19 protein-coding genes and 1 pseudogene are annotated in these 23,496 nt (G+C 73.9%); 7 read left to right on the top strand and 13 right to left on the bottom strand.

Annotation, left to right across the window (positions count from 1 at the left end; all coding sequences use genetic code 11):
* Nucleotides 1-5 precede the first annotated feature (5 nt).
* A complete protein-coding gene (locus ABZT03_RS28100) occupies nucleotides 6-2,444 on the top strand; it encodes a right-handed parallel beta-helix repeat-containing protein (protein ID WP_356044180.1) in 2,439 nt (812 codons plus the stop codon).
* Here the strand turns inward: ABZT03_RS28100 and ABZT03_RS28105 are convergent.
* Nucleotides 2,414-4,674: pseudogene (locus ABZT03_RS28105) on the bottom strand (hypothetical protein). The gene ABZT03_RS28100 and the pseudogene ABZT03_RS28105 overlap by 31 nt on opposite strands.
* 408 nt (nucleotides 4,675-5,082) lie before the next feature.
* On the opposite strand from ABZT03_RS28105, the gene ABZT03_RS28110 reads away from it, so the two are divergent.
* On the top strand, nucleotides 5,083-5,916 hold the full coding sequence (locus ABZT03_RS28110; protein ID WP_356044183.1) for a DeoR/GlpR family DNA-binding transcription regulator: 834 nt from the start codon (nucleotides 5,083-5,085) through the stop codon (nucleotides 5,914-5,916).
* Between the two features lie 90 nt (nucleotides 5,917-6,006).
* A complete protein-coding gene (locus ABZT03_RS28115; RefSeq protein ID WP_356044185.1) occupies nucleotides 6,007-6,480 on the top strand; it encodes an SRPBCC family protein in 474 nt (157 codons plus the stop codon).
* Nucleotide 6,481: 1 nt separating this feature from the next.
* Here the strand turns inward: ABZT03_RS28115 and ABZT03_RS28120 are convergent, their stop codons facing one another.
* Nucleotides 6,482-7,606 carry a PLP-dependent cysteine synthase family protein gene (locus ABZT03_RS28120; RefSeq protein WP_356044188.1) on the bottom strand — a complete coding sequence of 375 codons (1,125 nt, stop codon included), beginning with the start codon at nucleotides 7,604-7,606 and terminating at the stop codon, nucleotides 6,482-6,484.
* A gap of 367 nt (nucleotides 7,607-7,973) precedes the next feature.
* Between ABZT03_RS28120 and ABZT03_RS28125 the strand changes: the two genes are divergently transcribed.
* Both ABZT03_RS28125 and ABZT03_RS28130 read left to right on the top strand, forming a co-directional pair.
* On the top strand, nucleotides 7,974-8,297 hold the full coding sequence (locus ABZT03_RS28125; RefSeq protein ID WP_356044191.1) for a hypothetical protein: 324 nt from the start codon (nucleotides 7,974-7,976) through the stop codon (nucleotides 8,295-8,297).
* Between the two features lie 183 nt (nucleotides 8,298-8,480).
* Entirely contained in the window at nucleotides 8,481-9,032 is a 552-nt protein-coding gene (locus ABZT03_RS28130) for an ATP-binding protein (RefSeq protein WP_356044193.1), read from the top strand.
* 496 nt (nucleotides 9,033-9,528) lie between these two features.
* Here the strand turns inward: ABZT03_RS28130 and ABZT03_RS28135 are convergent, their stop codons facing one another.
* The 7 genes from ABZT03_RS28135 to ABZT03_RS28165 form a co-directional block, all read right to left on the bottom strand.
* Entirely contained in the window at nucleotides 9,529-12,090 is a 2,562-nt protein-coding gene (locus tag ABZT03_RS28135) for an FtsX-like permease family protein (protein WP_356044195.1), read from the bottom strand.
* The gene (locus ABZT03_RS28140) at nucleotides 12,087-12,836 is read right to left on the bottom strand and encodes an ABC transporter ATP-binding protein (protein ID WP_356044198.1); all 750 of its coding nucleotides are present in this window, start codon (nucleotides 12,834-12,836) and stop codon (nucleotides 12,087-12,089) included. Before ABZT03_RS28140 ends, ABZT03_RS28135 begins: the two co-directional genes overlap by 4 nt.
* Nucleotides 12,833-13,126, bottom strand: a complete 294-nt coding sequence (locus ABZT03_RS28145) for an SHOCT domain-containing protein (protein WP_356044201.1) — start codon at nucleotides 13,124-13,126, stop codon at nucleotides 12,833-12,835. Before ABZT03_RS28145 ends, ABZT03_RS28140 begins: the two co-directional genes overlap by 4 nt.
* A gap of 216 nt (nucleotides 13,127-13,342) precedes the next feature.
* A complete protein-coding gene (locus ABZT03_RS28150; RefSeq protein ID WP_356044205.1) occupies nucleotides 13,343-13,798 on the bottom strand; it encodes an RpiB/LacA/LacB family sugar-phosphate isomerase in 456 nt (151 codons plus the stop codon).
* A gap of 289 nt (nucleotides 13,799-14,087) precedes the next feature.
* Nucleotides 14,088-14,786: an NUDIX domain-containing protein gene (locus ABZT03_RS28155; RefSeq protein ID WP_356044234.1), complete on the bottom strand. Its 699-nt coding sequence runs from the start codon at nucleotides 14,784-14,786 to the stop codon at nucleotides 14,088-14,090.
* A gap of 64 nt (nucleotides 14,787-14,850) precedes the next feature.
* Entirely contained in the window at nucleotides 14,851-16,095 is a 1,245-nt protein-coding gene (locus ABZT03_RS28160) for an ROK family protein (RefSeq protein WP_356044207.1), read from the bottom strand.
* A 48-nt stretch (nucleotides 16,096-16,143) separates the two neighbouring features.
* On the bottom strand, nucleotides 16,144-16,794 hold the full coding sequence (locus ABZT03_RS28165) for an alpha-ketoglutarate-dependent dioxygenase AlkB (protein WP_356044209.1): 651 nt from the start codon (nucleotides 16,792-16,794) through the stop codon (nucleotides 16,144-16,146).
* A gap of 99 nt (nucleotides 16,795-16,893) precedes the next feature.
* Between ABZT03_RS28165 and ABZT03_RS28170 the strand changes: the two genes are divergently transcribed.
* The gene (locus tag ABZT03_RS28170; protein WP_356044212.1) at nucleotides 16,894-18,036 is read left to right on the top strand and encodes a methyltransferase; all 1,143 of its coding nucleotides are present in this window, start codon (nucleotides 16,894-16,896) and stop codon (nucleotides 18,034-18,036) included.
* Here ABZT03_RS28170 and ABZT03_RS28175 read toward each other — a convergent pair.
* Both ABZT03_RS28175 and ABZT03_RS28180 read right to left on the bottom strand, forming a co-directional pair.
* Nucleotides 18,026-18,910, bottom strand: coding sequence for a ketose-bisphosphate aldolase (locus tag ABZT03_RS28175; protein ID WP_356044215.1), 885 nt, complete (start codon nucleotides 18,908-18,910; stop codon nucleotides 18,026-18,028). The genes ABZT03_RS28170 and ABZT03_RS28175 overlap by 11 nt on opposite strands.
* 289 nt (nucleotides 18,911-19,199) lie before the next feature.
* Nucleotides 19,200-20,081 (bottom strand): sugar isomerase, encoded by an 882-nt coding sequence (locus tag ABZT03_RS28180; RefSeq protein WP_356044217.1) that lies wholly within the window; start codon nucleotides 20,079-20,081, stop codon nucleotides 19,200-19,202.
* Nucleotides 20,082-20,397: 316 nt separating this feature from the next.
* On the opposite strand from ABZT03_RS28180, the gene ABZT03_RS28185 reads away from it, so the two are divergent.
* The gene (locus ABZT03_RS28185; RefSeq protein WP_356044219.1) at nucleotides 20,398-22,233 is read left to right on the top strand and encodes a glycoside hydrolase family 15 protein; all 1,836 of its coding nucleotides are present in this window, start codon (nucleotides 20,398-20,400) and stop codon (nucleotides 22,231-22,233) included.
* A 33-nt stretch (nucleotides 22,234-22,266) separates the two neighbouring features.
* Here ABZT03_RS28185 and ABZT03_RS28190 read toward each other — a convergent pair whose 3' ends face one another.
* Entirely contained in the window at nucleotides 22,267-23,028 is a 762-nt protein-coding gene (locus ABZT03_RS28190) for a cupin (protein WP_356044222.1), read from the bottom strand.
* Nucleotides 23,022-23,496: DUF6807 family protein (locus tag ABZT03_RS28195; RefSeq protein ID WP_356044225.1), on the bottom strand; the 475-nt coding region annotated here is incomplete at its 5' end. The genes ABZT03_RS28190 and ABZT03_RS28195, both read right to left, overlap by 7 nt.

Consider the following 23,496-nt stretch of genomic DNA (forward strand, 5'->3'; position numbering starts at 1 on the left):
ACGCCATGGCACAGGGCACGGTCCAGGTGACGCACACCGGCACATCGCGGTGGCGCCGCCGCACAGGTGAGTACGCTTCGCTCGCCGCCGCCCTGGAGGCCGCGGCCGACGGCGACATCCTCACCGTCGCGCCCGGCACCTATCGCGAGAACCTCGTGGTGGAGCGTGCGGTCACCCTGCGCGGCCCCGAGGGTTCCGCCGGTTCGGTGCGGATCGCGCCCCTGGACGGGGTGCCGCTGACCGTGTGCGCCTCCGCGGTGGTGCAGGACCTGCACGTGGAGGGCCAGGACTCGGCCGCCCCCGCGCTGCTGGTGGAGGCGGGCACACCGGAGCTGCTGGACGTGCGGATCGTCACGCGCTCGGCGGCCGGCATCGAGGTGCGGTCGGGCGCCCGGCCGACGGTGCGGCGGTGCACGGTCGACAATCCGGCCGGCATCGGCATCGCCGTACTCGACGGCGGCGGCGGGGTGTTCGAGGAGTGCGAGGTGGTCGCGGCCGGCCAGTCGGGTGTCGCGGTGCGAGGCGGCGCGCATCCCCGTCTGGAGCGCTGCCGTGTCCACCACACCTCGGGCGCGGGGCTCACGGTGACCGGCGAGAACTCGGCGCTGGAAGCGGTGGGTTGCGAGGTCTACGAGGTCAAGGGCAGTGGCGTCCAGATCACCGGCCGGGCCACCGCGCACCTCACCGACTGCGACGTGCACCGCACCACCGCCGACGGCGTCACGCTCGACACCGACGCGGTCCTCACGCTGGCCGACTGCCGCATCCACGACATCCCGGAGAACGCGGTCGACCTGCGTTCCCGCTCGGTGCTCACGCTGACCAGGACGACGGTGCGTCAGTTCGGCCGCAACGGGCTGTCGGTGTGGGACCCGGGCACCCGCGTGGACGCCAACCAGTGCGAGATCTTCGACAGCACGGGCGACTACCCCGCGGTGTGGGTCAGCGACGGCGCCACGGCGGTCCTGGAGTCCTGCCGGGTGCACGACGTGCCGGACGCCCTGTTCGTCCTGGACCGCGGCTCCCGTGTCGACGTCGTCGACAGCGACCTGTCCCAGGTGCGCAACACGGCCGTGTCGGTGAGCGACGGCGCCACCGTCCAGCTGGACGACTGCCGGATCCGGGACGCGGCCACGGGCGCCTGGTTCCGCGACCACGGCAGTGGCGGCACCCTGAGCAACTGCAGTGTCGACGGCACCCAGACCGGAGTGATCGTCACCAAGGGCGCCGACCCGACGATCGAGCGGTGCACGGTCGACGCCCCCGCGGAAGCGGGTTTCTACGTCTCCGCCGGCGGCCGCGGCAGCTTCCTGAACTGCCGGGTCACCGGCAGCGGCGGGTACGGCTTCCACGTCCTGGACGGCTGCCGTACGACGCTGAAGAAGTGCCGCACCGAGCGCTGCGCGCGCGGCGGGTACGAGTTCGCGGAGGCCGGCCCGGACGGCGCGTCCGGCGTGGGCCCGGTCGTGGAGGACTGCACGAGCGACGAGAGCGCGGGCCCACGGCCCCCGGCGACGCCGCAGACCGCCGTACAGACGACCGCGCAGACGCCCGGGCTGCTGGGCGCGATCCCCGGCCAGCGCACCACCGAGCAGGAACCGCTCGTGGCACCGGCCGGTCCCGAGCCGGCGGCGCGCAGCTCGAAGGACGTCCTCGGTGAGCTGGACGCGCTGGTGGGGCTGGACAGCGTCAAGCGCGAGGTGCGGGCGCTCACCGACATGATCGAGGTCGGGCGGCGCCGCCAGCAGGCCGGGCTCAAGGCGGCCTCGGTCAAGCGCCACCTGGTCTTCACCGGCTCCCCCGGCACCGGCAAGACGACCGTCGCCCGTCTCTACGGCGAGATCCTGGCCTCGCTCGGCGTGCTGGACAAGGGTCATCTCGTCGAGGTGTCCCGCGTCGACCTGGTCGGCGAGCACATCGGCTCCACCGCGATCCGCACCCAGGAGGCCTTCGACCGGGCGCGTGGCGGGGTGCTGTTCATCGACGAGGCGTACGCGCTGTCCCCGGAGGACTCCGGCCGCGACTTCGGCAAGGAGGCCATCGACACGCTCGTGAAGCTGATGGAGGACCACCGCGACGCGGTCGTGGTGATCGTCGCGGGCTACACGGCCGAGATGGAGCGGTTCCTTTCGATCAACCCGGGTGTGGCCTCCCGCTTCTCACGGACGATCACGTTCAGTGACTACCGGCCCGAGGAACTGCTGCGGATCGTGGAGCAGCAGGCCGAGGAGCACGAGTACCGGCTGGCACCCGGCGCCGGCGAGGGCCTGCTGAAGTACTTCACGACGCTGCCCAAGGGCCCCGCGTTCGGCAACGGCCGCACCGCCCGCCAGACCTTCGAGGCGATGGTGGAGCGGCACGCGAGCCGGGTCGCGCAGTTCGAGGACCCGAGCACGGACGACCTGACGCTCCTCTACGCCGAGGACCTGCCCGAGCTTCCCTGAGTCCCCTCGCCCGTACCGCCGTCGGGAACCGCCCGGTGGCGGGGGCCCGGCAGGTCCGGGCGGAGCCGGGCGAGCAGGCGTGCGCGTTCCTCGGCGAACGCCGGGTCGGCCTGGTAGTCGGAGTGGCCGAGGATCGGTGCCGGCAGGGGGTGCAGCGCGGTGCGGCCATGGGCGAGGGGGTCCTTGAGGGCCTCGCGGTCCACCTCGGGTCCGCAGTCGCCGGGCAGACGGACGGGGCCGCCGATCGGGTCGGTGAGGCGGTAGAGGTTGCGCCAGCAGTCGACCTCGTGGTGCAGCGAACTGAGGGCGGCCGGGCCGAAGTGGGCCGGGAACCAGCGGCCGTAGAGGCGTTCCAGCGGGGAGCCGTAGGTCAGCAGCGCGACCCGTCTGCGGACCGAGGGGTGCAGTTGCCAGGCCGCCGCGGCGGCGAGGACGCTGCCCTACGAGTGGCCGGAGAGGACGAGCCGCCCGCCGGTGGCCCGCGTCCAGGTGTCGATCCGCCAGGTCAGGTCGGGCACCGCGCGCTCGGCGTAGCAGGGCGGCGCGAACGGGTGGGCGGCGCGCGGCCAGAAGGTGCCGACGTCCCAGAGGATGCCGATGGTGCGCCGGGCGGCGGGGTCCTTGTAGGCGCGCCGGCCCCAGGTGACGAACAGGACGAAGCCGACGCCGATCAGCCAGGAGCCCAGGGCCTGCGCGGTCGCGGCGGCGCCGTGCACGAAGGGGTGGGCGTGCCGGGCGGCGCTCGCGGGTGCCCGGCCGGTCGTCAGGGCGCCCACGAGCGCGCCGGCGCCCAGGATCAGCGTGGCGGTGGACGTGACGGCCGTGATGAGCGGCGCCCGGTCGGTCAGGGTGGCCGTCGCGCGCGTTCTGGCGATGCGGCGGGTGCGTTGCGGATCCCCGGGTTCGCCGGGATGGTCGCGGCCCACCAGAGGCAGTTCCGCGCGGCGCAGCAGCCAGGTCCGCCGGGCCAGCCGGCCGCAGAGGACCAGCAGCACCGCGAGCAGCGGCGGAATGACGGACGCCTGCCAGGTCAGCAGGACCGGTGGGCCGTCGATGGAGGTGCCGGTGCCGTCCAGCCAGTCCGACGTCCGCTGCGCGACGCCCGCGGACATCACGCCGCCCAGCGCGCAGGCCAGCAGCGCGACGGCGGGTCCGCCCAGGCCGCGCAGCGCCGCCCGGGAGTCGGGGTGGGTGCGGTGCAGCAGGCGGGCCACCACGGCGAGGGCGAGGACCACTGCACCCTGGGCCAGGGCGAGGGCGCCGAAGGTGGCGTCCCCCGGCAGCCGGCCGGTCGATTCCCAGCCCGGGCGCTCCCAGCCGGCGTACACCAGGGAGCAGGCGAGCAGGACGACGGCGGCGAGCGGCAGCAGCCGTACGAGGTGCCGGTCGACCTTCTGGTCGGGGCGCCGCTCGCTGCGGCCGCGGCGGCAGACGACCCACACCACGGCCAGGGCGCCCGCGACCAGGCCCGCCTCCAGGAGACGGCCCACGATGTCGAGCAGGGCGGGGCCACCGGGCCGGCGGTCGAAGCGGGCCGCCGCGGAGCCGACCGCCGCCGCGACCGTGAGCAGGCCCGCGGCGGTGTGGGCGGCGCGCAGCCGGCCACCAGACGGCGGCCGTACCAGAAGCCGGGCCTGCTCAGTGCGGTGCGGACGGTCTCCTCGTCGGGTTCGGGCCGGCGGGGCAGCGGCCGCTGGGACTCGTAGGCGCTCCAGGTGCGGTGCGAGAGGTACCACAGCAGGCCGGTGAGCCCGGCGGGCAGCAGGGCGGCGAGGGCGAGCCGGCGGCCGGGGCGGCTCCACCAGCCGCCGGCGGAGGATTCGGGCGACAGGAAGCCCAGCCAGGAGTGGCGTCCGGCGCAGGCGCGGGTGCCCGCGCACTGCCAGGCGGTCAGGTCGAGGGCGACCTCGCAGACGGCGGCGACCAGCAGCACGGTCAGGGTCAGGGCGGCGAGCCGCACGAGCAGTCCGTACAGACGCACCGTCCGGGTGCTGCCGCGCGCGGTGGGGCGCATCCAGTGGGCGAGGTTGACGACCATGAAGGGCAGCAGCACCAGCCACAGGGCGCGGCTGCCGTTGCCGGAGGTGAGGTTGCACCAGACGTACGCCTCGGGCACCGGGCCGCCGCGGTGGGCGCCCGGCCTGGACTCCGCGTCGGCGTCCCCGGCGCGCCGGAAGACGGCCGCCGTGTCGTCACCGGTGATCCGCACGGTGCGCGGATCACCGAGCATCTTCCCGGGCGTGGCGCCGCCCACGCCGTGGACCAGCAGTTCCAGGGCGGCTCCGGTCTCCCCGGGCGGCTCGGCGTGGTCACCGGGTCCGGTCGGGCCATGTTCGCGTGCACGTTCCACTGTTCGCACTTCCCCCGTGACGCTCCGTCGGCATCTGCCGCGCGGGCACAAGGATCTCCATCGGGGCGGGGGCACACACCTCCCGTCACGGAATCTCCCCGATCCGTGCGACACGCGGGCCGAGGATGACGCGTAGATGACATGCGCGCGTCCGGCAGTCGGTGGCGCCACCGGCGGCGACCCGTGCAAGGATGGGACGCCCGCGCACCGGAAGCGGGAGGAATGTCCTTGTCGCAGGGGGTGCGCGGAGCGTGTCGGACGGCTTGAGGCGAAAGGACCGGAGCGTACGTGAGTGAGAATCAGAACCTCCTCGCGGAGCAGCGGCGCGCCCTGATCCTGGACGAGGTCCGGCGCCGTGGCGGTGTCCGCGTCAACGAGCTGACCCGCAAGCTCGGCGTGTCGGACATGACGGTGCGGCGCGATCTGGACGCGCTCGCCCGGCAGGGCGTTCTGGAGAAGGTGCACGGCGGCGCCGTGCCCGTGGTCGAGGCGAGCACGCACGAGCCGGGCTTCGAGGCGAAGTCGGGTCTTGAGCTGACCGCCAAGGAGGACATCGCGCAGGCGGCGTCCGAACTGGTCGCGCCGGGCAGCGCGATCGCTCTGTCGGGCGGTACGACGACCTACGCGCTGGCCCATCACCTGCTGGAGGTGCCGGACCTCACCGTCGTGACCAATTCGGTCCGGGTGGCCGACGTGTTCCACGCGGCGCAGCGCACCTCGGGCCCCCGGCAGGGCGCGGCCACGGTCGTGCTGACCGGTGGCGTGCGCACCCCGTCCGACTCGCTGGTGGGTCCGGTGGCCGACCAGGCGATCGCCGCGCTCCACTTCGACGTGCTGTTCCTCGGCGTGCACGGGATATCGGTCGAGGCCGGCCTGTCGACGCCGAACCTCGCGGAGGCCGAGACCAACCGGCGTCTGGTGCAGTCGGCGCGGCGGGTCGTGGTGGTCGCGGACCACACGAAGTGGGGCACGGTGGGGCTGAGTTCGTTCGCGGCCCTGGAGCAGGTCGACACCCTGGTGACGGATGCCGGACTGCCGGCCGGGGCGCGCGCGGAGGTCTCCGAGCATCTGCGACGGCTGGTGGTGGCGGGAGAGACCGACGAGGAGCAGACAGCTGACTGACCGTCAGCTAGGGTGACGGGCGCCGGCGGGGTACCGCCCGTGTCCGCCCCGCCCGTCCTGCGCCGGGCCGCACACCAGGGGGTTGTGTCCATGGCTCGTCCGCTGCGACCGGTGGGAACCGAGTTCCTCGAGCACGCTCCCCTGCGGCTCGTCTTCGCCCGGGAGGTCTCCGCCTCCCCCGCGGCCGTCTTCCGCGCCCTCGCCGAGGACGTGCCCGGCTGGGCCGAGTGGTTCTCGGCGGTGACGCTCGCCCGGCCGCTCGGTGACGGCGGCCGGCGGGAGATCCGGCTGCGGGGCGGCACCCGCTTCGAGGAGACGGTTCTCGTGGCGAAGGAGGCGGAGGTGTACGCCTACCGCGTGGACGCCACCAACGCACCCGGCCTGCGGGCCCTGGTCGAGGAGTGGCGGCTCACCCCGGCGGACACCGGCACGCTTCTACGGTGGACGTTCGCGGCCGACGCGCCGGCCCCGGTGCGGCTCGTCCTGCGGCTCGCGCGCGGCGGCATGGGGCGGACCTTCCGGGGCGCGGTGGCGGCGCTGGAGCGGCGGCTGGCCGCCGGGTGAGTCAGGCGGGCCAGACGCCGGTCCTCAGCAGGGAGCGGATCGCCGCCGTGTACGGCTCGATGTCCAGACCCTGTTCGGCGAGCCAGGCGTCGGAGTAGTACTTGTCGAGGTACCGGTCCCCCGGGTCGCACAGCAGGGTCACCACGCTCCCGGTGCGCCCCTCGGCCACCATCTCGGCGACGATCTTCAGCGCGCTCCACAGCCCGGTGCCCGTGGAGCCGCCCGCCTTGCGGCCGATGGCCTGCTCCAGGGCCCGCACGGCGGCGACGCTCGCCGCGTCGGGGACCTTCATCATGCGGTCGACGGCGCCGGGCACGAAGCTGGGCTCCATCCGCGGCCGGCCGATGCCCTCGATGCGTGAGCCGCAGTCGCACGTGACGTCCGGATCGCCGGTGGTCCAGCCCTCGAAGAAACACGAGTTCTCCGGGTCGGCGACACAGATGCGGGTGTCGTACTGCATGTAGTGCACATACCGCGCGATGGTCGCCGAGGTGCCACCGGTGCCGGCCGTGGCGACGATCCACGCGGGCTCCGGGAAACGTTCCAACTCCATTTGCCTGAAGACGGATTCGGCGATGTTGTTGTTGCCGCGCCAGTCCGTGGCCCGTTCGGCGTAGGTGAACTGGTCCATGTAGTGGCCGCCGGTGTCGGCCGCGAGTGCGGCGGACGCCTCGTACATCCTGCGCGGGTCGTCCACGAAATGGCACCGTCCGCCGTGGAACTCGATGAGACGGCATTTCTCGGCGCTCGTCGTGCGCGGCATCACGGCGATGAAGGGCACGCCGATCAGCTTCGCGAAGTACGCCTCGGAGACGGCGGTCGAGCCGCTGGACGCCTCGATCACCGGGCGGCCGGGCCTGATCCAGCCATTGCACAGGCCGTAGAGGAACAGGGAGCGCGCGAGCCGGTGCTTGAGGCTGCCGGTGGGGTGGGTCGACTCGTCCTTCAGGTACAGGTCGATGCCCCAGTCGTCCGGCAGGGGGAACCGGAGCAGATGCGTGTCGGCCGAGCGGTTGGCGTCCGCCTGGACCTTTCGGACGGCCTCTTTCAGCCAGCCCCGGTAGGCGCTGTCACTGCGGTCGACATCGAGGGTGGCGCCGGTCCGGGTCTGCTGGGTGGTGCTCACGGCGGGGCTCCTTAGGCTTCGCGCCGACGACGCGTCGCGTGGCCGACATACCGATCATAGACACCTGCCACACGCTTCTCACCTGCATAAACACTCCTTTGGGCAGCCCAAAGCGGACCCTGGGGCGGAACGGCGCGCGGATGGGGGGCGCATTCGCGCGAGTGCTCCGGGCGCCCGCCTCCGGGACGCCGTGCGCACTGGTGCTCGACCTCCCGGGCGGGCAGACTGCCCGGCGGGACGAAGGTCCCGTACGGGGGCGCACACTGGATCAGGAGACCGGATCACGCGACCGGGCCCTCCGCGAGCCGTATCCCGGCCCGCGGCCGGGGGCACCGGCGGAGCGACGGGCACGAGGGGGCGCAACGGCATGGCGGAGCCGGAGTTCACGGCCACGGGCGTACGGATCGGCAAGCGGCTGCGGTCACTCACCCGGGCCGGACAGGTCCGGATCAATGACGGCAGGCTGGAGTTGCTCACCAGCTACGGCAGCGAGATCGACAGCGCGCCGGTGCAGGCGGTGCGCGCGTCCAAGCCCTGGTTCGCCACCGAGGACCGGGCACAGGCCGACCTGAACGGCAACCGCTACCTGCTGACCCTCGGCGACCACGACCCGGCCCCCGGCGAACCGGGCCCGCCCGCCGCCCGCCGGTTCATCGAGGCCGTACGCAAGGCGGCCGGCCGGGGCGGCTGAACGGCGCGAGTTGCGGGGTGTCGTCCCCTGCGTCACGCTGTTCTCACGTCACTCTGGGTTTACCGGCGATAACGCTGCGAACCAGCCCGCCGGCCACGACAGCAGGCGGCCATGCCACGCACAGGTCCTGCTGGATCCCTACTCCGTGTTCTTCCGGGCCTCTTCAGTCGGGGAGTCGCAGCCGTGATCACTCATCCGAACAGGCACTGCGCGGTGGAGCTCCAAGCTCTGCCGGCGCGGATCGGCCAGGTCCGCAGAATCGTATCGGCGCAGTTGCGCTACTGGCATCTGGACCCTCTGATCGACCGGGCCGCGCTCGGTGTGACAGAGCTGCTGACCAACGTCCACCGCCATGCCCAGCCCGACAAGACGTGCACCGTGGAGATCGAGCTGCTGCTCGACCGGCTGATGGTCTCGGTGTACGACCACGATCCGCGTCTGCCGGTCGTGGAGGACCTCGCGGACGCGGCGGACACCGACGCGCTCGCCACCCGCGGACGCGGGCTGGCGATGGTCGCGGCGGTCAGCGAGAGCTGGGGCGTGCGACCGGACGGCGAGTCCGGGAAGGTCGTCTGGTTCACGCTGCCGACGCCCTCGGCCCCACGGCCCGCCGCGGCCCGGCCGCCACGCCGGGTCACCACGGAGAAGCCGGTGCACGTCTTCGCGGAGGTCGAGCACGACCTCGACCTGCGCCGGCCCGAACACGCTCCCGCCCGATCGGCCGTGGTCGGCTGACGGGCGCCACCCTCACCCGGCGGCGCGTGCCCTTCTGCGGGCGCCTGGGTGCGGTTGAGGGCGCGCGGCTGGCGAGCGCACGCCCCTCACGGCTGGTGCACGGTTCCCGCCGTTGGCGGGCGGATCGCGCGGTCGGCGGGCACGTTCCGCCGCGTTCCGCCGCTGGCGGGCGGCACGCGCGGCCGGCGGGCAGGTTCCGCCGTTGGCAAGCGGCACTCTCCGCCTTCTACGGGCGGCACCCGCAGCACCCGGGCGCGCCCCGCCATAGGGCGCATGCCTCCCGCCGTTTGTGGGCAGCCCATGCCGCCCGAAGGCGCGCCACCGAGACTGGCGCTCGCCTCCGCCGTCGACGGGCAGCACCCCAAGCGCCCGCGTGTCCCCCGCCATTGGGCGCCCGCCTCCCGCCTTTGACGGGCGGCACTCTCGGCCGCATTCCGAAGTTGGGGCGCATGGCTCACCGTTGGCGGGCGCCCTCGCCGTTGACGGGATCTGCGTCTCACTCCGTCGCGATCGCCCTCAGCATGTTCAGGCGGGATGCGCGGCGGGCCGGGCGGAGGGCGGCCAGGGCGCCCGCGGTCAGGCCCACGAGGGCCACGATCGCCAGCCGGAGGGGCGGCAGCGCGAAGGCGAATGCGCTGTCGGTGGTTTCGTCGGACGCCTTGACCAGCACCCAGCCGAGGAAGACGCCGAGCGTGAGTCCGCCGACCGTGCCGAAGGCCGCGACCAGGACCGATTCCCAGCGGACCATGGCCCGCAGCTGCGAACGGGTCTGGCCGACGGCCCGGAGCAGGCCCAGCTCCCGGGTTCGTTCGTGGACCGCCAGGCTCAGCGTGTTGGCGATACCGAACAGCGCGATCAGCACCGCGAGGGCGAGCAGCGCGTAGACGAGGGTCAGCATCATGTCGATGCCACCGGCCGAGGACTGCGCGTACTCCGCGCGGGTCTGCACCTCGGGGTTGCCGTAGCGCTCCGCGACCCTGTGCACGGCAGCCGTGCCGCGGTCGATGCCCACGCCGTCCTTGAAGGACACCGCGAGGAGGGTGTCGGAGTCCTGCGTACGGTGCGGTGCCCAGGCGGCGCGGGTGATGACGTAGTCGCCGGCGAGTTCGGACCGGCCGTAGACCGCGCGGACGGTGAAGGTCACCGTCCGGCCGTCGGTGAAGGTCAGCCGGGTCGTGTCCCCCGTCGTCAGCCCCCGCTCCTCGGCCTCCTGCCGCGTGATGGCGAGGCCGTCGGGGCCGAGGGCGCGCAGGGAGCCCCGGACCGTGCCGAGGTCGAAGGTGCGCTGCAGGGCGACCGGGTCGGTCACCGTCAACGCCCGCCCGCTACCGTCGACTTCGGCGACCCCGCGGCCGAGGCCGACGGCCGTGTCCACCTCGGGCAGCTGCTGGACGGCCGCCGCGAGGCGGGGGCTGAGTCCGCTGCCGCCCGCGCCGAAGGACGGCGTGCTCACCACGACGTCGCCCGCGAACGAGCGTGACACGGTCTGGTCCATGGTCGCCTTCAGCGAGGCGCCGAACACCGTGAACAGCGAGACCACGGCGACGCCGATCATCAGGGCGCCGGCCGTGGCGGCCGTGCGCCGCGGGTCGCGCAGCGCGTTGCGTCGCGCCAGGCCGCCGGAAACCCCGCGCAGCCTGTCGAGAGGTGCGCCGAGAACGCGTACGGCCGTCGAGGAGGCGACCGGGCCGAGGACCACGAACGCGGCCAGGGCCAGCACCGCGCCCAGTCCGGCGAGCCACAGGGACGGCGACGCCAGGACACCGGTCAGGGTCACGGCGACCGAGAGGGCCGCCGTCACCGCGCCGGTGACCGCGCGCAGCCGTGAGGCGCCCGACCGGTCGACGGCCGTCTCGCGCAGAGCGGCCAGTGGCGCGATACGGCCGGCGCGGACGGCGGGCATCAGCGCGGAGCCGAGACAGACGAAAACGCCGACCGCGAGCGGCAGCAGCATGGACAGCGAGCGGATCACCAGATCGCCCTCGGGGAAGGGGAATCCGATGGCCGGGAACAGCGCCTGGAGTCCCGCGGCGACACCGATGCCGCCCACCAGTCCCGCGACCGAGGCCGTGACCGCCACGACACCCGCCTCGACGAGCGAGGTCGCGGTGACCTGCCTGCGGGACGCGCCGAGAACTCGCAACAGGGCGTTGTCGCGGGTGCGTTGGGCCGTGACGATGGCGAAGGTGTTGTGGATGGAGAAGGTGGCCACCAGCAGGGCGATGCCGGAGAACACCAGGAGAAAGGTGGTGAAGAGGGTGAGGAACCGGCTGGAGATCATGTCGGTGTTCTCGGCGGCGGACTCCTGGCCGGTGACGGCCTCGACTCCCTTCGGCAGTACGGGAGTCAGCCGGTCGACGAGTTCCCGCTGGCTCACCCCGGGACCGGCACGCACCCGGATGCTCGCGGCGAGACCCGGCGTGGCGGTCAGGTACTTCTCGGCGTCGGCGCGGGTCATGCCGGTGAAGGTCACCTGCGCCATGCCGTCCGCGCCGCCGAAGGTCGCGAGGCCGACGATCGTCACCCGCACCGGATCGGGCGTGCGCAGGGTCGTCGTGTCGCCGACGCGCAGCCCGCCCTTTTTGGCCGCACCCCGGTTGACGACGACCTCGCCGGACCGCAGCGGGGCACGGCCCTCGGCGAGCCGGTAGGCGTTGAGCAGGGGGTCGGTGATCCAGTTGCCGGCCAGCGTGGGCGGGCCCTGGCCGCCGATCGACTCGCCGTCGGCGCCGACGAGCTGGCCCGCGCCCTCGACGTCGGGGGCGGCCGCCGCCACCCCCGGGACCTTCTCGACGGCACCGACCAGGCCCGCAGGGACCGGCTGCCGCACGCCCTGGCTCTCGCCGGGCGTGGTGATGGCGTCGGCGCCGCGGACCACGGCGTCGGTGCCCCGGGCCGCGTCGCCGAACATCGTGTCGAAGCCGGCGCGCAGGGTGTCGCCCATCACGAGGGTCCCGGCGAGGAAGGCGACGCCCAGGAACACCGCGAGGAACGTGCCGGCGAAGCGCCGTCCGTGCGCGCGCAAGGACGACACGCTCAGGCGTACGGCGGTGTTCATGACCGCACCTCGAACGCCTTCATCCGGTCCAGGACGCGGTCGGCGGTCGGGGCCTCCATCCGGTCGACGAGCCGTCCGTCGGCGAGGAAGACGACCTCGTCGGCGTGGGCGGCGGCGACCGGGTCGTGGGTCACCATGACGACCGTGCGGGCCGTGCCGCGGACGGTCCGGCCGAGCAGCCCGAGGACCTCGCCGCCGGAGCGGGAGTCGAGGTTGCCGGTGGGTTCGTCGGCGAACACGACGTCCGGTCGTCCGGCGAACGCCCGCGCCACCGCGACCCGTTGCTGCTGCCCGCCGGAGAGTTCGGCGGGCTGGTGACGGAGCCGGTCGCGCAGGCCGACGGCGTCGACGAGGGCGTCGATCCACTCGTCGTCGCCGGTGCGGCCCGCGAGGTCGAGCGGCAGGGTGATGTTCTCCGCGACGGTCAGCGTCGGCACCAGGTTGAAAGCCTGGAACACGAAACCGACGCGGTCGCGGCGCAAAAGGGTCAGGCGCCGGTCGTCCAGGCCGCCGAGGTCGGTGTCCCCGATGCGGGCGGTTCCCGAGGTCAGGGTGTCGAGGCCGGCCGCGCAGTGCATCAGGGTGGACTTGCCGGAGCCCGAGGGCCCCATGATCGCGGTGAAGCGGCCGGCCGGGAAGTCGACGCTCACCCCGTCCAGGGCCCGCACGGCGGTGTCACCGGTGCCGTACACCTTCACGGCGTCGGTGACTCCGGCGGCCGTGCGCGTGGTGGTCGTGGTCGTCACAGCGCGCCGCCCTTTTTGGACGTACGGCCGAACTGCTCGTCCAGGACGGACAGCCGGCGCCAGTACTCGTCCTCGTCGATCTCACCGGAGGCGAAGCGGCGGCCGAGCACGGCGAGGGGCGCGTCGCCGGTCGGGCGGGGGTCGTCGGGCGTCCGCCACGGTCCGCGCCGGCCGCGCGGGCCGGTTCGGCGCAGGACGGTCACGACGCCGGCCACGGCCGCCGCCCAGACCAGCGGGAAGAGGAGGATCCACGGGCCGGGACCGCCGCCCCAGTGGGCAAGTGTCAGCATCTCGAGTCATCTCCCAGGTGGGTCTTCTGGTGCTGTCTCGAGACTCGCGCCGGACCGGGGTCCAGGTCGTCGTGCGTCCGGCGGCAGTGCGCGTACCTCCCGGGGAGTACGGCGGCTTCCCGCGACTGCTCCCCGCCCCGCCCCGGCTGCTGCGGCCTGCGGGTACGCGCAGGCCGCGCCCCGTCGCTCCGGAACCCGTCGGTCACCGGCGGTGGGTCACGGGAGGGTGCGCGTGAGGTCGTGCCGTCCGAGGTGCGCCACGTTCGCCCGGTCCTCGGTGTCCTGGCTCGGCTCGGCGGCGAACCAGGCGTCGAGGATCTCCCTGAGCAGGGGCTCGGACGTCAGACGCAGGCTGAGGGCCAGGACGTTGGCGTCGTTCCAGCGGCGGGCGCCGTCCGCCGTGTACGCGTCCGTGCACAGGGCCGCGCGCACTCCGGGCACCTTGTTGGCGGCGATCGAGGCGCCGGTGCCGGTCCAGCAGCACACGACGGCCTGGTCCGCGGTCCCGGCGGCGACCTCGGCGGCCGCGGCCCGGGAACAGGTGGCCCACCCGGGGTCGTCGCCGGGCTTCAGCGCCCCGTGCGCCGCCACCTCGTGACCGCGGTCGCGCAGTTCGGCGACCAGGGAGCGGGCCACTGGTTCGTCCATGTCCGAGGAAACGGAGATCCGCATGGGGCGAGCGTACTCGGGGCGACGCACAGCCGTCCCGGCTCGGGGCCATGAGCCCGTGGTGGGGGACCGCGTCCGGCGTGGACCGCGACCCCGTCCTGTAGGACGGCGACCCCGTGGCGTAGGACCCCGTCCGGGCCCACCCGTCGGCCCCGCCCGGGACCGGGCAGGACCGCCCACCCCGGACGCATGTGACGGCGTGCGCCGAGGACGCCCCGCGCCAGGCCGTGCGGCGGCTGACAACGGCCGCGCGCCCTGCGCCGCGCACGCTGACACGACGAGAACCGCCGCCTCACCCCCGACGCCGGTCACGGCCACCGCCGAGAGGGGCCGTGTGCCGGCTGACGACCGCTTCGAGGTAGGCGACGTGAGGGCCGGTGAGGCCTGGTAGTTCGGCCGGGGAGCCGATCAGGGCGAGCTCGTCGAACTCCGGGTCCCGTCCCAGGGCCGTCTCGGTGGCCACCAGGGCCGCGAACCGTTCGCGCAGCAGTGGCGCCGGTCTGCGCGGCGCGAGGTAGTGGACGCCGATCTGGCCGGTCGCCGCGTGGGTGACCAGGCAGCGGGTGAGTTCCGCGGGCGGGGTGTCGAGGCCCGTCTCCTCGGCCAGCTCCAGGGCGGCGTGTCCGCGCAGTGCGGCCTCGTCCAGGGGCTCCCGGCCGGTGGGTGGTTCGACGGACCCGCCGGGCAGCTGCCAGCGGCCGGGGGCGGCGGTGGACGAGGACATCCGCCCCACCACGACACGTCCGTCGTCCGTGGGCTGTACGACGCTCACGAAGAGGGACGGCAGCGGGGCGGCGCCCGGTACCCGGCGCAGGGCGAGGTACCGGTAGGTGGTCCGGGACCAGGAGACGACCAGGCCGTCCGGCCCTTCGCTGTCCAGGCCGGCGCAGACCACCACCGGGCCGTCGAACAGGCTCGGGTTGGCCGCGACCGCGTCCGCCCACGCGCGGTTCATGGCGGCCCGCTCCCCCGCCCGCAGTGAGGGCGCCATCACCTCGACCAGACGCAGCCGTTCGGGTTCCAGCAGGGCCAAACCGCCTGGCACCGGCAGGTGTTCACGCACCGCTCAGTGCCCCCAGCGGGTCGTCCAGGGCCGGCTGCCACGCCAACTCGGCGGCGCCGACCAGGCTGTTGTGGTCCAGCGTGCACGCCAGGATGGGGACGCCGCCGCTCTGCCCCCACAGGCTTCGGTCGGCGACGACCGCGCGCAGCCGGTCCGGGTCGGCGTCCAGGAGCGTGCGGTGCAGCCCACCGAGGATGATGCGGTCGGGGTTGAGGATGTTGACCAGGCCGGCGAGTCCGAGGCCGAGCCGTTCGATCAGGGCCTCGACGGCCGTACGGACGGCCGGGTCGTCGAAGCGGTCGCGGATCAGGTCGTCGGCCTGCTGGAGCAGGGACGGTTCGGGGCCGGGGTCGCGTCCGGCGGCCGTGAGGAGAGCCAGTGGGTCGGCCTCGACGTCCAGGCAGCCGCGGCTGCCGCAGTGACAGGGGCGGCCCTCGGGGTTGACGGTGAGGTGGCCGACCTCCAGCGCCAGGCCCGAACTGCCCGTGTGCAGGCGCCCGTCCAGCACCAGCGCGCCGCCCACCCCGCGGTGCCCGGTGGCCACGCACAGCAGGTCGCGGGCGCCTCGGCCCGCGCCGTGCCGGTGCTCGGCGAGCGCGGCGAGGTTGACGTCGTTGCCCGCGAAGGCCGGACCCGTGATCCCCGCCTCGCGCACGCACTCGGCGAAGATCCGGCGCACCGGCGCCCCCACCGGCCAGGCCAGGTGCAGCGGGTTGAGGGCCAGCCCGTCGGGCTCGGCCACGGCGGACGGCACGGCGAGGCCGGCGCCGACGCAGCGCCGCCCGGTCGTGCGCAGCAGTTCGGCGCCGGCCTCCACGACGGACCCGAGGACCTTCGCCGGGTCGGGGTCGACGGTCTCGCAGCCGGGCGCGGTGGCCACGATCCGGCCGCCAAGGCCGACCAGCGCGGCCCGGAACCCGTCGGCGTGCACCTGCGCGGCGAGCACGACCGGGCCGTCCTCGGCGACGGCCAGCCGGTGCGAGGGCCGCCCCTGCGACCCCGCCGCCGCGCCGGGCCGGGCGTCGACCCGGATCAGGCCGAGCGCCTCCAGCTCGGCGGCCACGGCGCCGGCCGTCGCCCGTGTCACCCCCAGTTCGGCGGTGAGGACGGCACGGGTCGGCGCCCGCCCGGTGTGCACGAGCTCCAACGCGGGACCGAGCGCACCGCGCCCCCGGTCCAACCGCGCTCTCGAGGTGGTCCCTTCCCCCGGCGTCCGGGGGTCCGCCTTGCCGCTCATGAGGGCGAGTCTCCCATGATCCGAAGTTCCCGGGGCCGCCGCCGCGTCCTACAGCCCGCTCACCCTGAGGGTGATGTTCAGCCGTCCCGTCAGCCCCAACTCGGGCGGCGCGGTGCCCGCGTGCACCCGCGGCACGCCGTGGTGGGCGAGCCGGGACGGGCCCCCGAACACGAACAGGTCCCCGCTGCGCAGTTCGACGTCCGTGTACGGCCGGCCGCGGGTCTCGGGGTTGCCGAAGCGGAAGACGCAGGTGTCGCCCAGGCTCAGGGACACCACCGGCGCGGGGGACTTCTCGTCGCTGTCCCGGTGCATGCCCATGCGGGCGTCCCCGTCGTAGAAGTTGATCAGTGCGATGTCGTACGGGTCCGGCGGCGCCGCCCCTTCCCCGAGCGCGTCGCTCACCGCGCGGCGGCCCAGCTCGTCCAGCCACGGCGGGAACGGTTTGACGGGGGCGCCGTCGCCGTCGACCACGGTGAGGGCGTAGCCGTAGGGATACCAGTGGCGGCCCAGGCAGACCTGGCGGGCGGTCATCGTGCCGCCGCCGGGTGTGCGGACCGTGCGCAGGCCGGCCGGCGGGAGCGCCCACCTCCGGCAGGCCGCCAGCAGCTCCCGTTGCCGGCCGGCGTCCAGCCAGTCCGGCAGGTGCACCGCGCCTGGCGCGACCTGCGCGCGGGCGCGGGGGAACAGCTCGGCGTCCATGCTTCTGCCTTCCGTGCCTTCCACACTTTCCATCCTGCCCGACCTGCCCGACCTGCCGGGCGGGGGCCGTGGGCCCGGCTCGGCTAGCCTGGGCGCACGATGAACGACCGAATGACGACGCCCTGGGGCGAGCTGGAGCCCACCCGCTTCCCCGAGGACCCGCGCGAGCGGCTGCGCGCCTGGGACGCCTCCGACGAGTACCTGCTCCGGTACCTCGCGGACGAGGAGGTGTCGCTGGACGGCACGGTCGTGGTGCTCGGCGACCGCTGGGGCGCGCTGGTCACGGCACTCGCCGCGCACCGGCCGGTACAGATCACCGACTCCCACCTCACCCGGGAGGCGACCCGCGCCAACCTCGCGCGGGCCCGGGCGGACGCCGCCGCGACACTGCTGACCACGCAGGACCCGCCGCCCGAGCGGATCGACGTGCTCCTGGTCCGGGTGCCGAAGAGCCTGGCGCTGCTGGAGGACCAGCTGCTGCGGCTGGCGCCCGCCGTGCACGCGGACACGGTCGTGGTGGGCGCCGGGATGGTGAAGGAGATCCACACCTCGACGCTGAAGCTGTTCGAGCGGATCCTCGGCCCGACCCGTACCTCGCTCGCCGAGAAGAAGGCCCGGCTGATCTTCTGCGCCCCGGACCCGCGGCGGCCTCGGGGGACGAACCCGTGGCCGCACAGCTACCGGCTTCCGAAGGACGTCGGTCCCGTCTCGGGCCGCACGGTCGTCAACCACGCGGGCGTCTTCTGCGCCGAGCGGCTCGACATCGGCACCCGGTTCTTCCTGCGCCACCTGCCGGCCGGCGGGGGCGCCCGGCGGGTCGTGGACCTGGGGTGCGGCAACGGAGTCGTCGGTACGGCCGTGGCGCTGGCCGACCCCGGCGCCGAGGTGCTGTTCGTGGACGAGTCGTTCCAGGCGGTGGCCTCGGCCGAGGCCACGTACAAGGCGAGCGGTGCGCCCGGACACGCCGAGTTCCGGGTCGGGGACGCGCTGGAGGGGGTGCCGGACGGCAGTGTCGATTTGGTCCTCAACAACCCGCCGTTCCACTCGCACCAGGCGACGACCGACGCGACGGCGTGGCGGATGTTCACCGGTGCCCGGCGGGCGCTCGCGCCGGGCGGTGAGCTGTGGGTGGTCGGCAACCGGCACCTCGGGTACCACGTGAAGTTGCGGCGCCTGTTCGGCAACAGCCAAGTGATCGCCGGTGACCCGAAGTTCGTGGTGCTGAGGGCGGTCAGGGAGTAGCCGGCGCGCCGCGCCGCACGTCCGGGCGGTGGACCACCCGGATGATGCCGGCCACCGCCCGCACCATCGCCTCCCGGCCCGCGCCGAGATACGCGCGCGAGTCGACCGCCTCGGGATGGGCCGTGAGGAAATCCCTGATGGCGCCGGTCATGGCGAGGTTCAGGGCGGTGCCGACGTTCACCTTGGTGATGCCGTTGGCGACGGCGGCGGCCAGCTCGCCGTCGGGGACGCCGGACGAGCCGTGCAGTACGAGGGGCACGTCCAGGGCCGCGGTGAGGCGTGCCAGGAGAGCGTGGTCGAGGGCGGCGGTACGGGTGGTCATGGCGTGGGCGCTGCCGATGGCCACGGCGAGGGCGTCCACCCCGGAGTCCGCGACGAACGCGCGGGCCTCGGTCGGGTCGGTGCGGGCCCCGGCCGCGTGTGCGTCGAGCGCCGGCTCCCCGTGTTTGCCGCCGACCTTCCCCAACTCGGCCTCGATCCACAGCCCTTCGGCGTGCGCCCGGTCGACGGCCGCCCGGGTCGCCGCGAGGTTGTCCGCGTAGGCGAGGCGGGACGCGTCGTACATCACGGAGCTGAACCCGGCGTCCGCCGCCTGCCGCAGCAGGGACTCGCTCCGCACGTGGTCGAGGTGCAACGCGACAGGTACGGCGGCGCGTTCGGCGGCGGCGGCCGCCGCGCGGGCGAGCGGGAGCAGCCGCCCCTGCCGGAACACGACCGCGTTCTCGCTGACTTGCAGGACGACGGGCGTGCCGGTGCTCTCGGCGCCGGCGACGACGGCCTCGACGTGTTCCAGCGTGATGATGTTGAACGCGGCGACGGCGGAGCGGGCCGCGGCGGCACGGGTGACGAGTTCGCCGGTGGTCGCCAGGGGCATGGCTGTCCTTTCCGGAAGCCCGGGTCCACGACGGGACCGGGCGCCGATCGGGTCCGGATCGGGACCCGCTCAGGTGCCGGGGCGGCTTGACGAGGTGCGGGCACGGGGTGCCCCGGCCCTCCCCGGTCAGGGAGGGGCGGCCCCGCCCCGCGCGGGGCGGGTGCTCCGGCCAGGTCGACGGGGTGGCGCGTCAGGCAGGTCGGCGGATGGTGTGCCAGCCGAGTCGGCGGGTGGTGTGCCGGCCAGGTCGGCGGGCGATCGCACGCCTGGTCGGTGGTGGTCGCACGCCTCACCGCGTGAGGATCACCGAGCGGGTGAGGTGGCGCGGGCGGTCGGGGTCGAGGCCGCGGGCGGCGGCGAGGGCGACGGCGAGGCGTTGCGCGCGGACCAGTTCGGCGAGCGGATCGAGACCGCTCGCCACCCACAACGCGCCGGTGTCGCGCACCTGTTGGGCCAGGCCGTCCGGGGCCGGCCCGAACATCCAGGTGGCGCTCCCCCGAGTCGTCACGCTGATCGGTCCGTGCCGGTACTCCATCGCCGGATAGGCCTCGGCCCAGGCGAGCGACGCCTCGCGCATCTTCAGCCCCGCCTCGTTGGCCAGGCCCACCGTCCAGCCGCGGCCGAGGAAGGTGAACTGCGTGCGGGTGACGAGGTCTTCGGGCAGGTCGGAGGTGAGCGCCGTGCGGGCGTCGGCGACGGCGTCGTCGGTGTGCAGCCCCAGATGCGCTCGGAGCAGGGTCAGCGCGGTGGTGGCGAACCTGGTCTGGACGACGGAGCGTTCGTCCGCGTAGTCCAGTACGACGAGGTCGTCGGCCGCCGCCATGACGGGTGAGCCCGGGTCGGCGGTGACGGCGGCCGTCCGGGTGCGGCCCCTCAACCGGCCGAGCAGGTCGAGCACTTCGGTGGTGGTGCCGGAGCGGGTGAGGGCGACGACCCGGTCGTAGGGCCGGCCGTGCGGGAACTCCGAGGCGGCGAAGGCGTCCGTCTCCCCCTGGCCGGAGCCCTCACGCAGCGCCGCAGCCGACTGGGCCATGAAGTGGGAGGTGCCGCAGCCGACGACGGCGACCCGCTCCCCCGGCGCCGGCAGCGCCGCACGGTGCCGGTGCGCCTCCGCGGCGGCCCTCGTCCAGCAGTCGGGCTGGGTGGCCAGTTCGTCCTCGACATGGGTCATACCGGACCCCTCCCTGTGGGTGTCCTCGCGACACCCTCGCCCTGTTGCTTGTTCCTGCAAGATAGAGCCGACTTTCGAGCAGAATCAAGCATTCGGCCGATACGGATGTGCGCCAGGATCACCCAGGATCGAGGCGGGTGCGCCACCGGGACGGCCCGCGCACCGGGCACCGACAGCGCGGCGGACCCGAGGTGCCGCGCCCCTTCCCGGACCCCGGAATCCGCGTTGTGACGGACTGATCGCGTTTTTGGCGCCCCGGCCCCCGTTCCGGCCTAGGCTGAGTCCTGACCGGCGTCGGGGGACCAGGGAGGCTGCCATGAGCGGAACACCGAACGACAGGGACGAACCGGATACCTCCCGTTATCTGCCGATCGCCGAGCACGGCCTGATCGGCGACCTGCGCAGCGTGGCCCTGGTCGGGACCGACGGCACGATCGACTGGTACTGCTGCCCGTCCTTCGACGCTCCGAGCGTGTTCGCGTCGATCCTGGACGCGGAGCGCGGCGGCCGCTTCGAGCTCGCGGCGACCGTCCCGGCGAAGACCAAGCAGTTCTACTTCCCGGACACCAACGTCCTGATCACCCGCTTCTTCACCGAGGACGGTGTCGGCGAGGTGCAGGACTTCATGCCCGTCGACGGTGAGTCGACGGAGTCCGAACGCCACCGGCTGATCCGGCGCGTCCTGTGCGTGCGCGGCTCCATCCCGTTCCGCACCCGCGTGGCACCGCGGTTCGACTACGGCACCCGGCCGCACATCGTGCGGATGGACGGCGAGGTCGCGGTGTTCGAGTCCGCGGAGCTGTCGCTGGCGCTGACCGCCACCGTGCCGGTGGAGGCCGACGGCCTCGACGCACGGGCCGACTTCAAGCTCTCCGAGGGCGAGTCGGCGGTGTTCGCGCTGGACCAGGTCGGGGGCGAGGTGACCCCGCGCCGGTGCGCCAGGACCGAGGCGGAGGAGCAGTTCGCGACGACGGTGGCGTACTGGCGGCACTGGCTGTCCGCGTCCAAGTACCGTGGCCGCTGGCGGGAGATGGTGCACCGCTCGGCCCTCACCCTGAAGCTGCTCACCTACGCGCCGACCGGCGCCATCGTGGCGGCTCCGACCACGAGCCTGCCCGAGCAGCTCGGCGGCGAGCGCAACTGGGACTACCGCTACGTGTGGGTGCGGGACGCCGCGTTCTGCGTGTACGCCCTGCTGCGCCTCGGCTTCACCGGCGAGGCCGAGGCGTTCATGAAGTTCGTGACCCGGCACGTCAGTCCGGGCGACGGCAAGCCCTCCGGCCCGCTGCAGATCATGTACGGCATCGACGGCCGCACCGACCTCACCGAACGCGAACTCCCCCATCTGGAGGGCCATCAGGGCTCCGCGCCGGTACGCATCGGCAACGCGGCCGCCGACCAGCTCCAACTCGACATCTACGGCGCGCTGATCGACTCGATCTACCTCTACGACAAGTGGGCCAAGCCCATCTCCAGCGACCAGTGGGACGACGTCTGCGCGCTGGTGGACTGGGTGTGCGAGCACTGGGACCAGCCCGACGAGGGCATCTGGGAGACGCGGGGCGGCCGTAAGAACTTCCTGTACTCGCGCCTGATGTGCTGGGTGGCGATAGAGCGCGCCATCCGGATGGCCAACCGGCGCGGTCTGCCCGCCGACCTGCCCCGCTGGCAGGAGTCCCGCGACACGATCTACCGGCGGATCATGACCCGGGGCTGGTCGGAGAGCCGCCAGGCGTTCGTCCAGCACGAGGACGGCGACGTGCTGGACGCGGCCGTCCTGATGATGCCGCTGACCAAGTTCATCGCGCCCACCGACCCCAAGTGGCTGTCCACCCTGGACGCGCTCACCCAGGAGCTGGTGTCCGACTCCCTGGTCTACCGCTACGACCCGCTGGCGAGCCCGGACGGACTGCGCGGCGACGAAGGCACCTTCTCCATCTGCTCGTTCTGGTACGTCGAGGCGATGGTGCACGCCGGCCGCGTCGACGAGGCCCGCCTGGCCTTCGAGAAGATGCTCACCTACGCCAACCATCTGGGCCTGTACGCCGAGGAGATCAGCCACACCGGCGAGCAACAGGGCAACTTCCCGCAGGCGTTCACCCATCTCGCCCTGATCAGCGCGGCCTTCAACCTGGACCGCGCCCTCGGCTGACCCGGCCGGCAGCCGACCGGGGCGTGACCGGGGCTACTCGCCGCCGTACGGCAGTGTGCTGCCCGGCAGCGCGTACTCGTCGCGGCGCCCGCACATCCCGAAGCCGCCCAGCCGCGTGGGCGCGGCCTCGTGCGCCGTCGCCTCGTCCAGGTAGGCCGGTTCACCGAGCTCCAGGGCGTCGAGCTGCGCGCCGGTGCGTTCCGCGGCGGCGAGCGCTCCGGCCCGCCACAGCTCACGCCAGGCGGGAACCCTGTCCCGCACCAGACGGGCGGCGGCACGCTGGAACGCCAGGTAGGGGCCGCCGTCACCGGCGACGAGCGCCTCACGCAGGGTGAGGTACCCCGCCACGGCGAGGTCGCGGCGGCGCCGGGCGGCGGCCGCCGTGTCCGGTCCCGTGCCGGGCGGCAGCGCGGCGGCGGCCGCGTAGCCGGCGGGGTCGGCGAGCACCTCCGGCGGGAAGGTGAAGACGGCGTCGCCCGCCTCGGGCAGGCCGCTGTTCTGCATGAGCACGGTGACGCGCAGGTCGCCGCCCTGCACCATGCGGTGCACCGTGCCGGGAGTGAACCAGGCGACGGAGCCCGGCTCCAGGGGGATGTCCCGATAGCCGCCCGGGCTCAGGGTCTGCACCGCCCCGCGTCCGCCGGTGACGACGTACGCCTCGGTGCACACCAGGTGCAGGTGCGGGCTGCCGCCGCACAGGCCGTCGGCGGCCTCCCAGTCGTAGGCGCTGAGGTGGGACAGTCCGACTGCGCCGGGGAGCGGGCTCGGCAGGGTGGGCCGGGGGCCCCTCACCACGGCAGACCCGCCAGGTGGGCGGTGACCCGGTCGCGGTCCCACGCGCCGTCGGCCAGGACGATCCGGTAGCGGTAGGCGAACGACTCGCCGGGCGGCAGCGCGAACTCCTCGTGGAACGCCCAGGAGAAGGCGACCGAGGGGATCGGCTCGGAGCGGACGAACCAGTGCGACGCGTGGATCGCCGTCTCGTCGAGGTTCTCGGGCGCGTGCGCGAAGACGAGCGTGGAGTGCCCGTCCACCTCGTCGTGTTCGGTGGTGAAGGCGAGCCACTCGCTCTGGGTGCCCATCAGTTTGCCGGCGTCCGCGCCCGCGCCCCCGTCGATGTCCGGGCCGAAGACGGTGCCGCCGGTGAAGTCGCGCGGACCGCGCCACTGGAGGCCGGTGTAGCCGGCCGACTCACGTCCCGCGGTGGTCGGGGAGCCGAAGACCAGGGGTTCGGCACGGAGGTTGGCGAGGTGGACCGACCAG

The sequence above is a fragment of the Streptomyces sp. NPDC005574 genome (assembly GCF_040605435.1).
GTDB lineage: Bacteria > Actinomycetota > Actinomycetes > Streptomycetales > Streptomycetaceae > Streptomyces.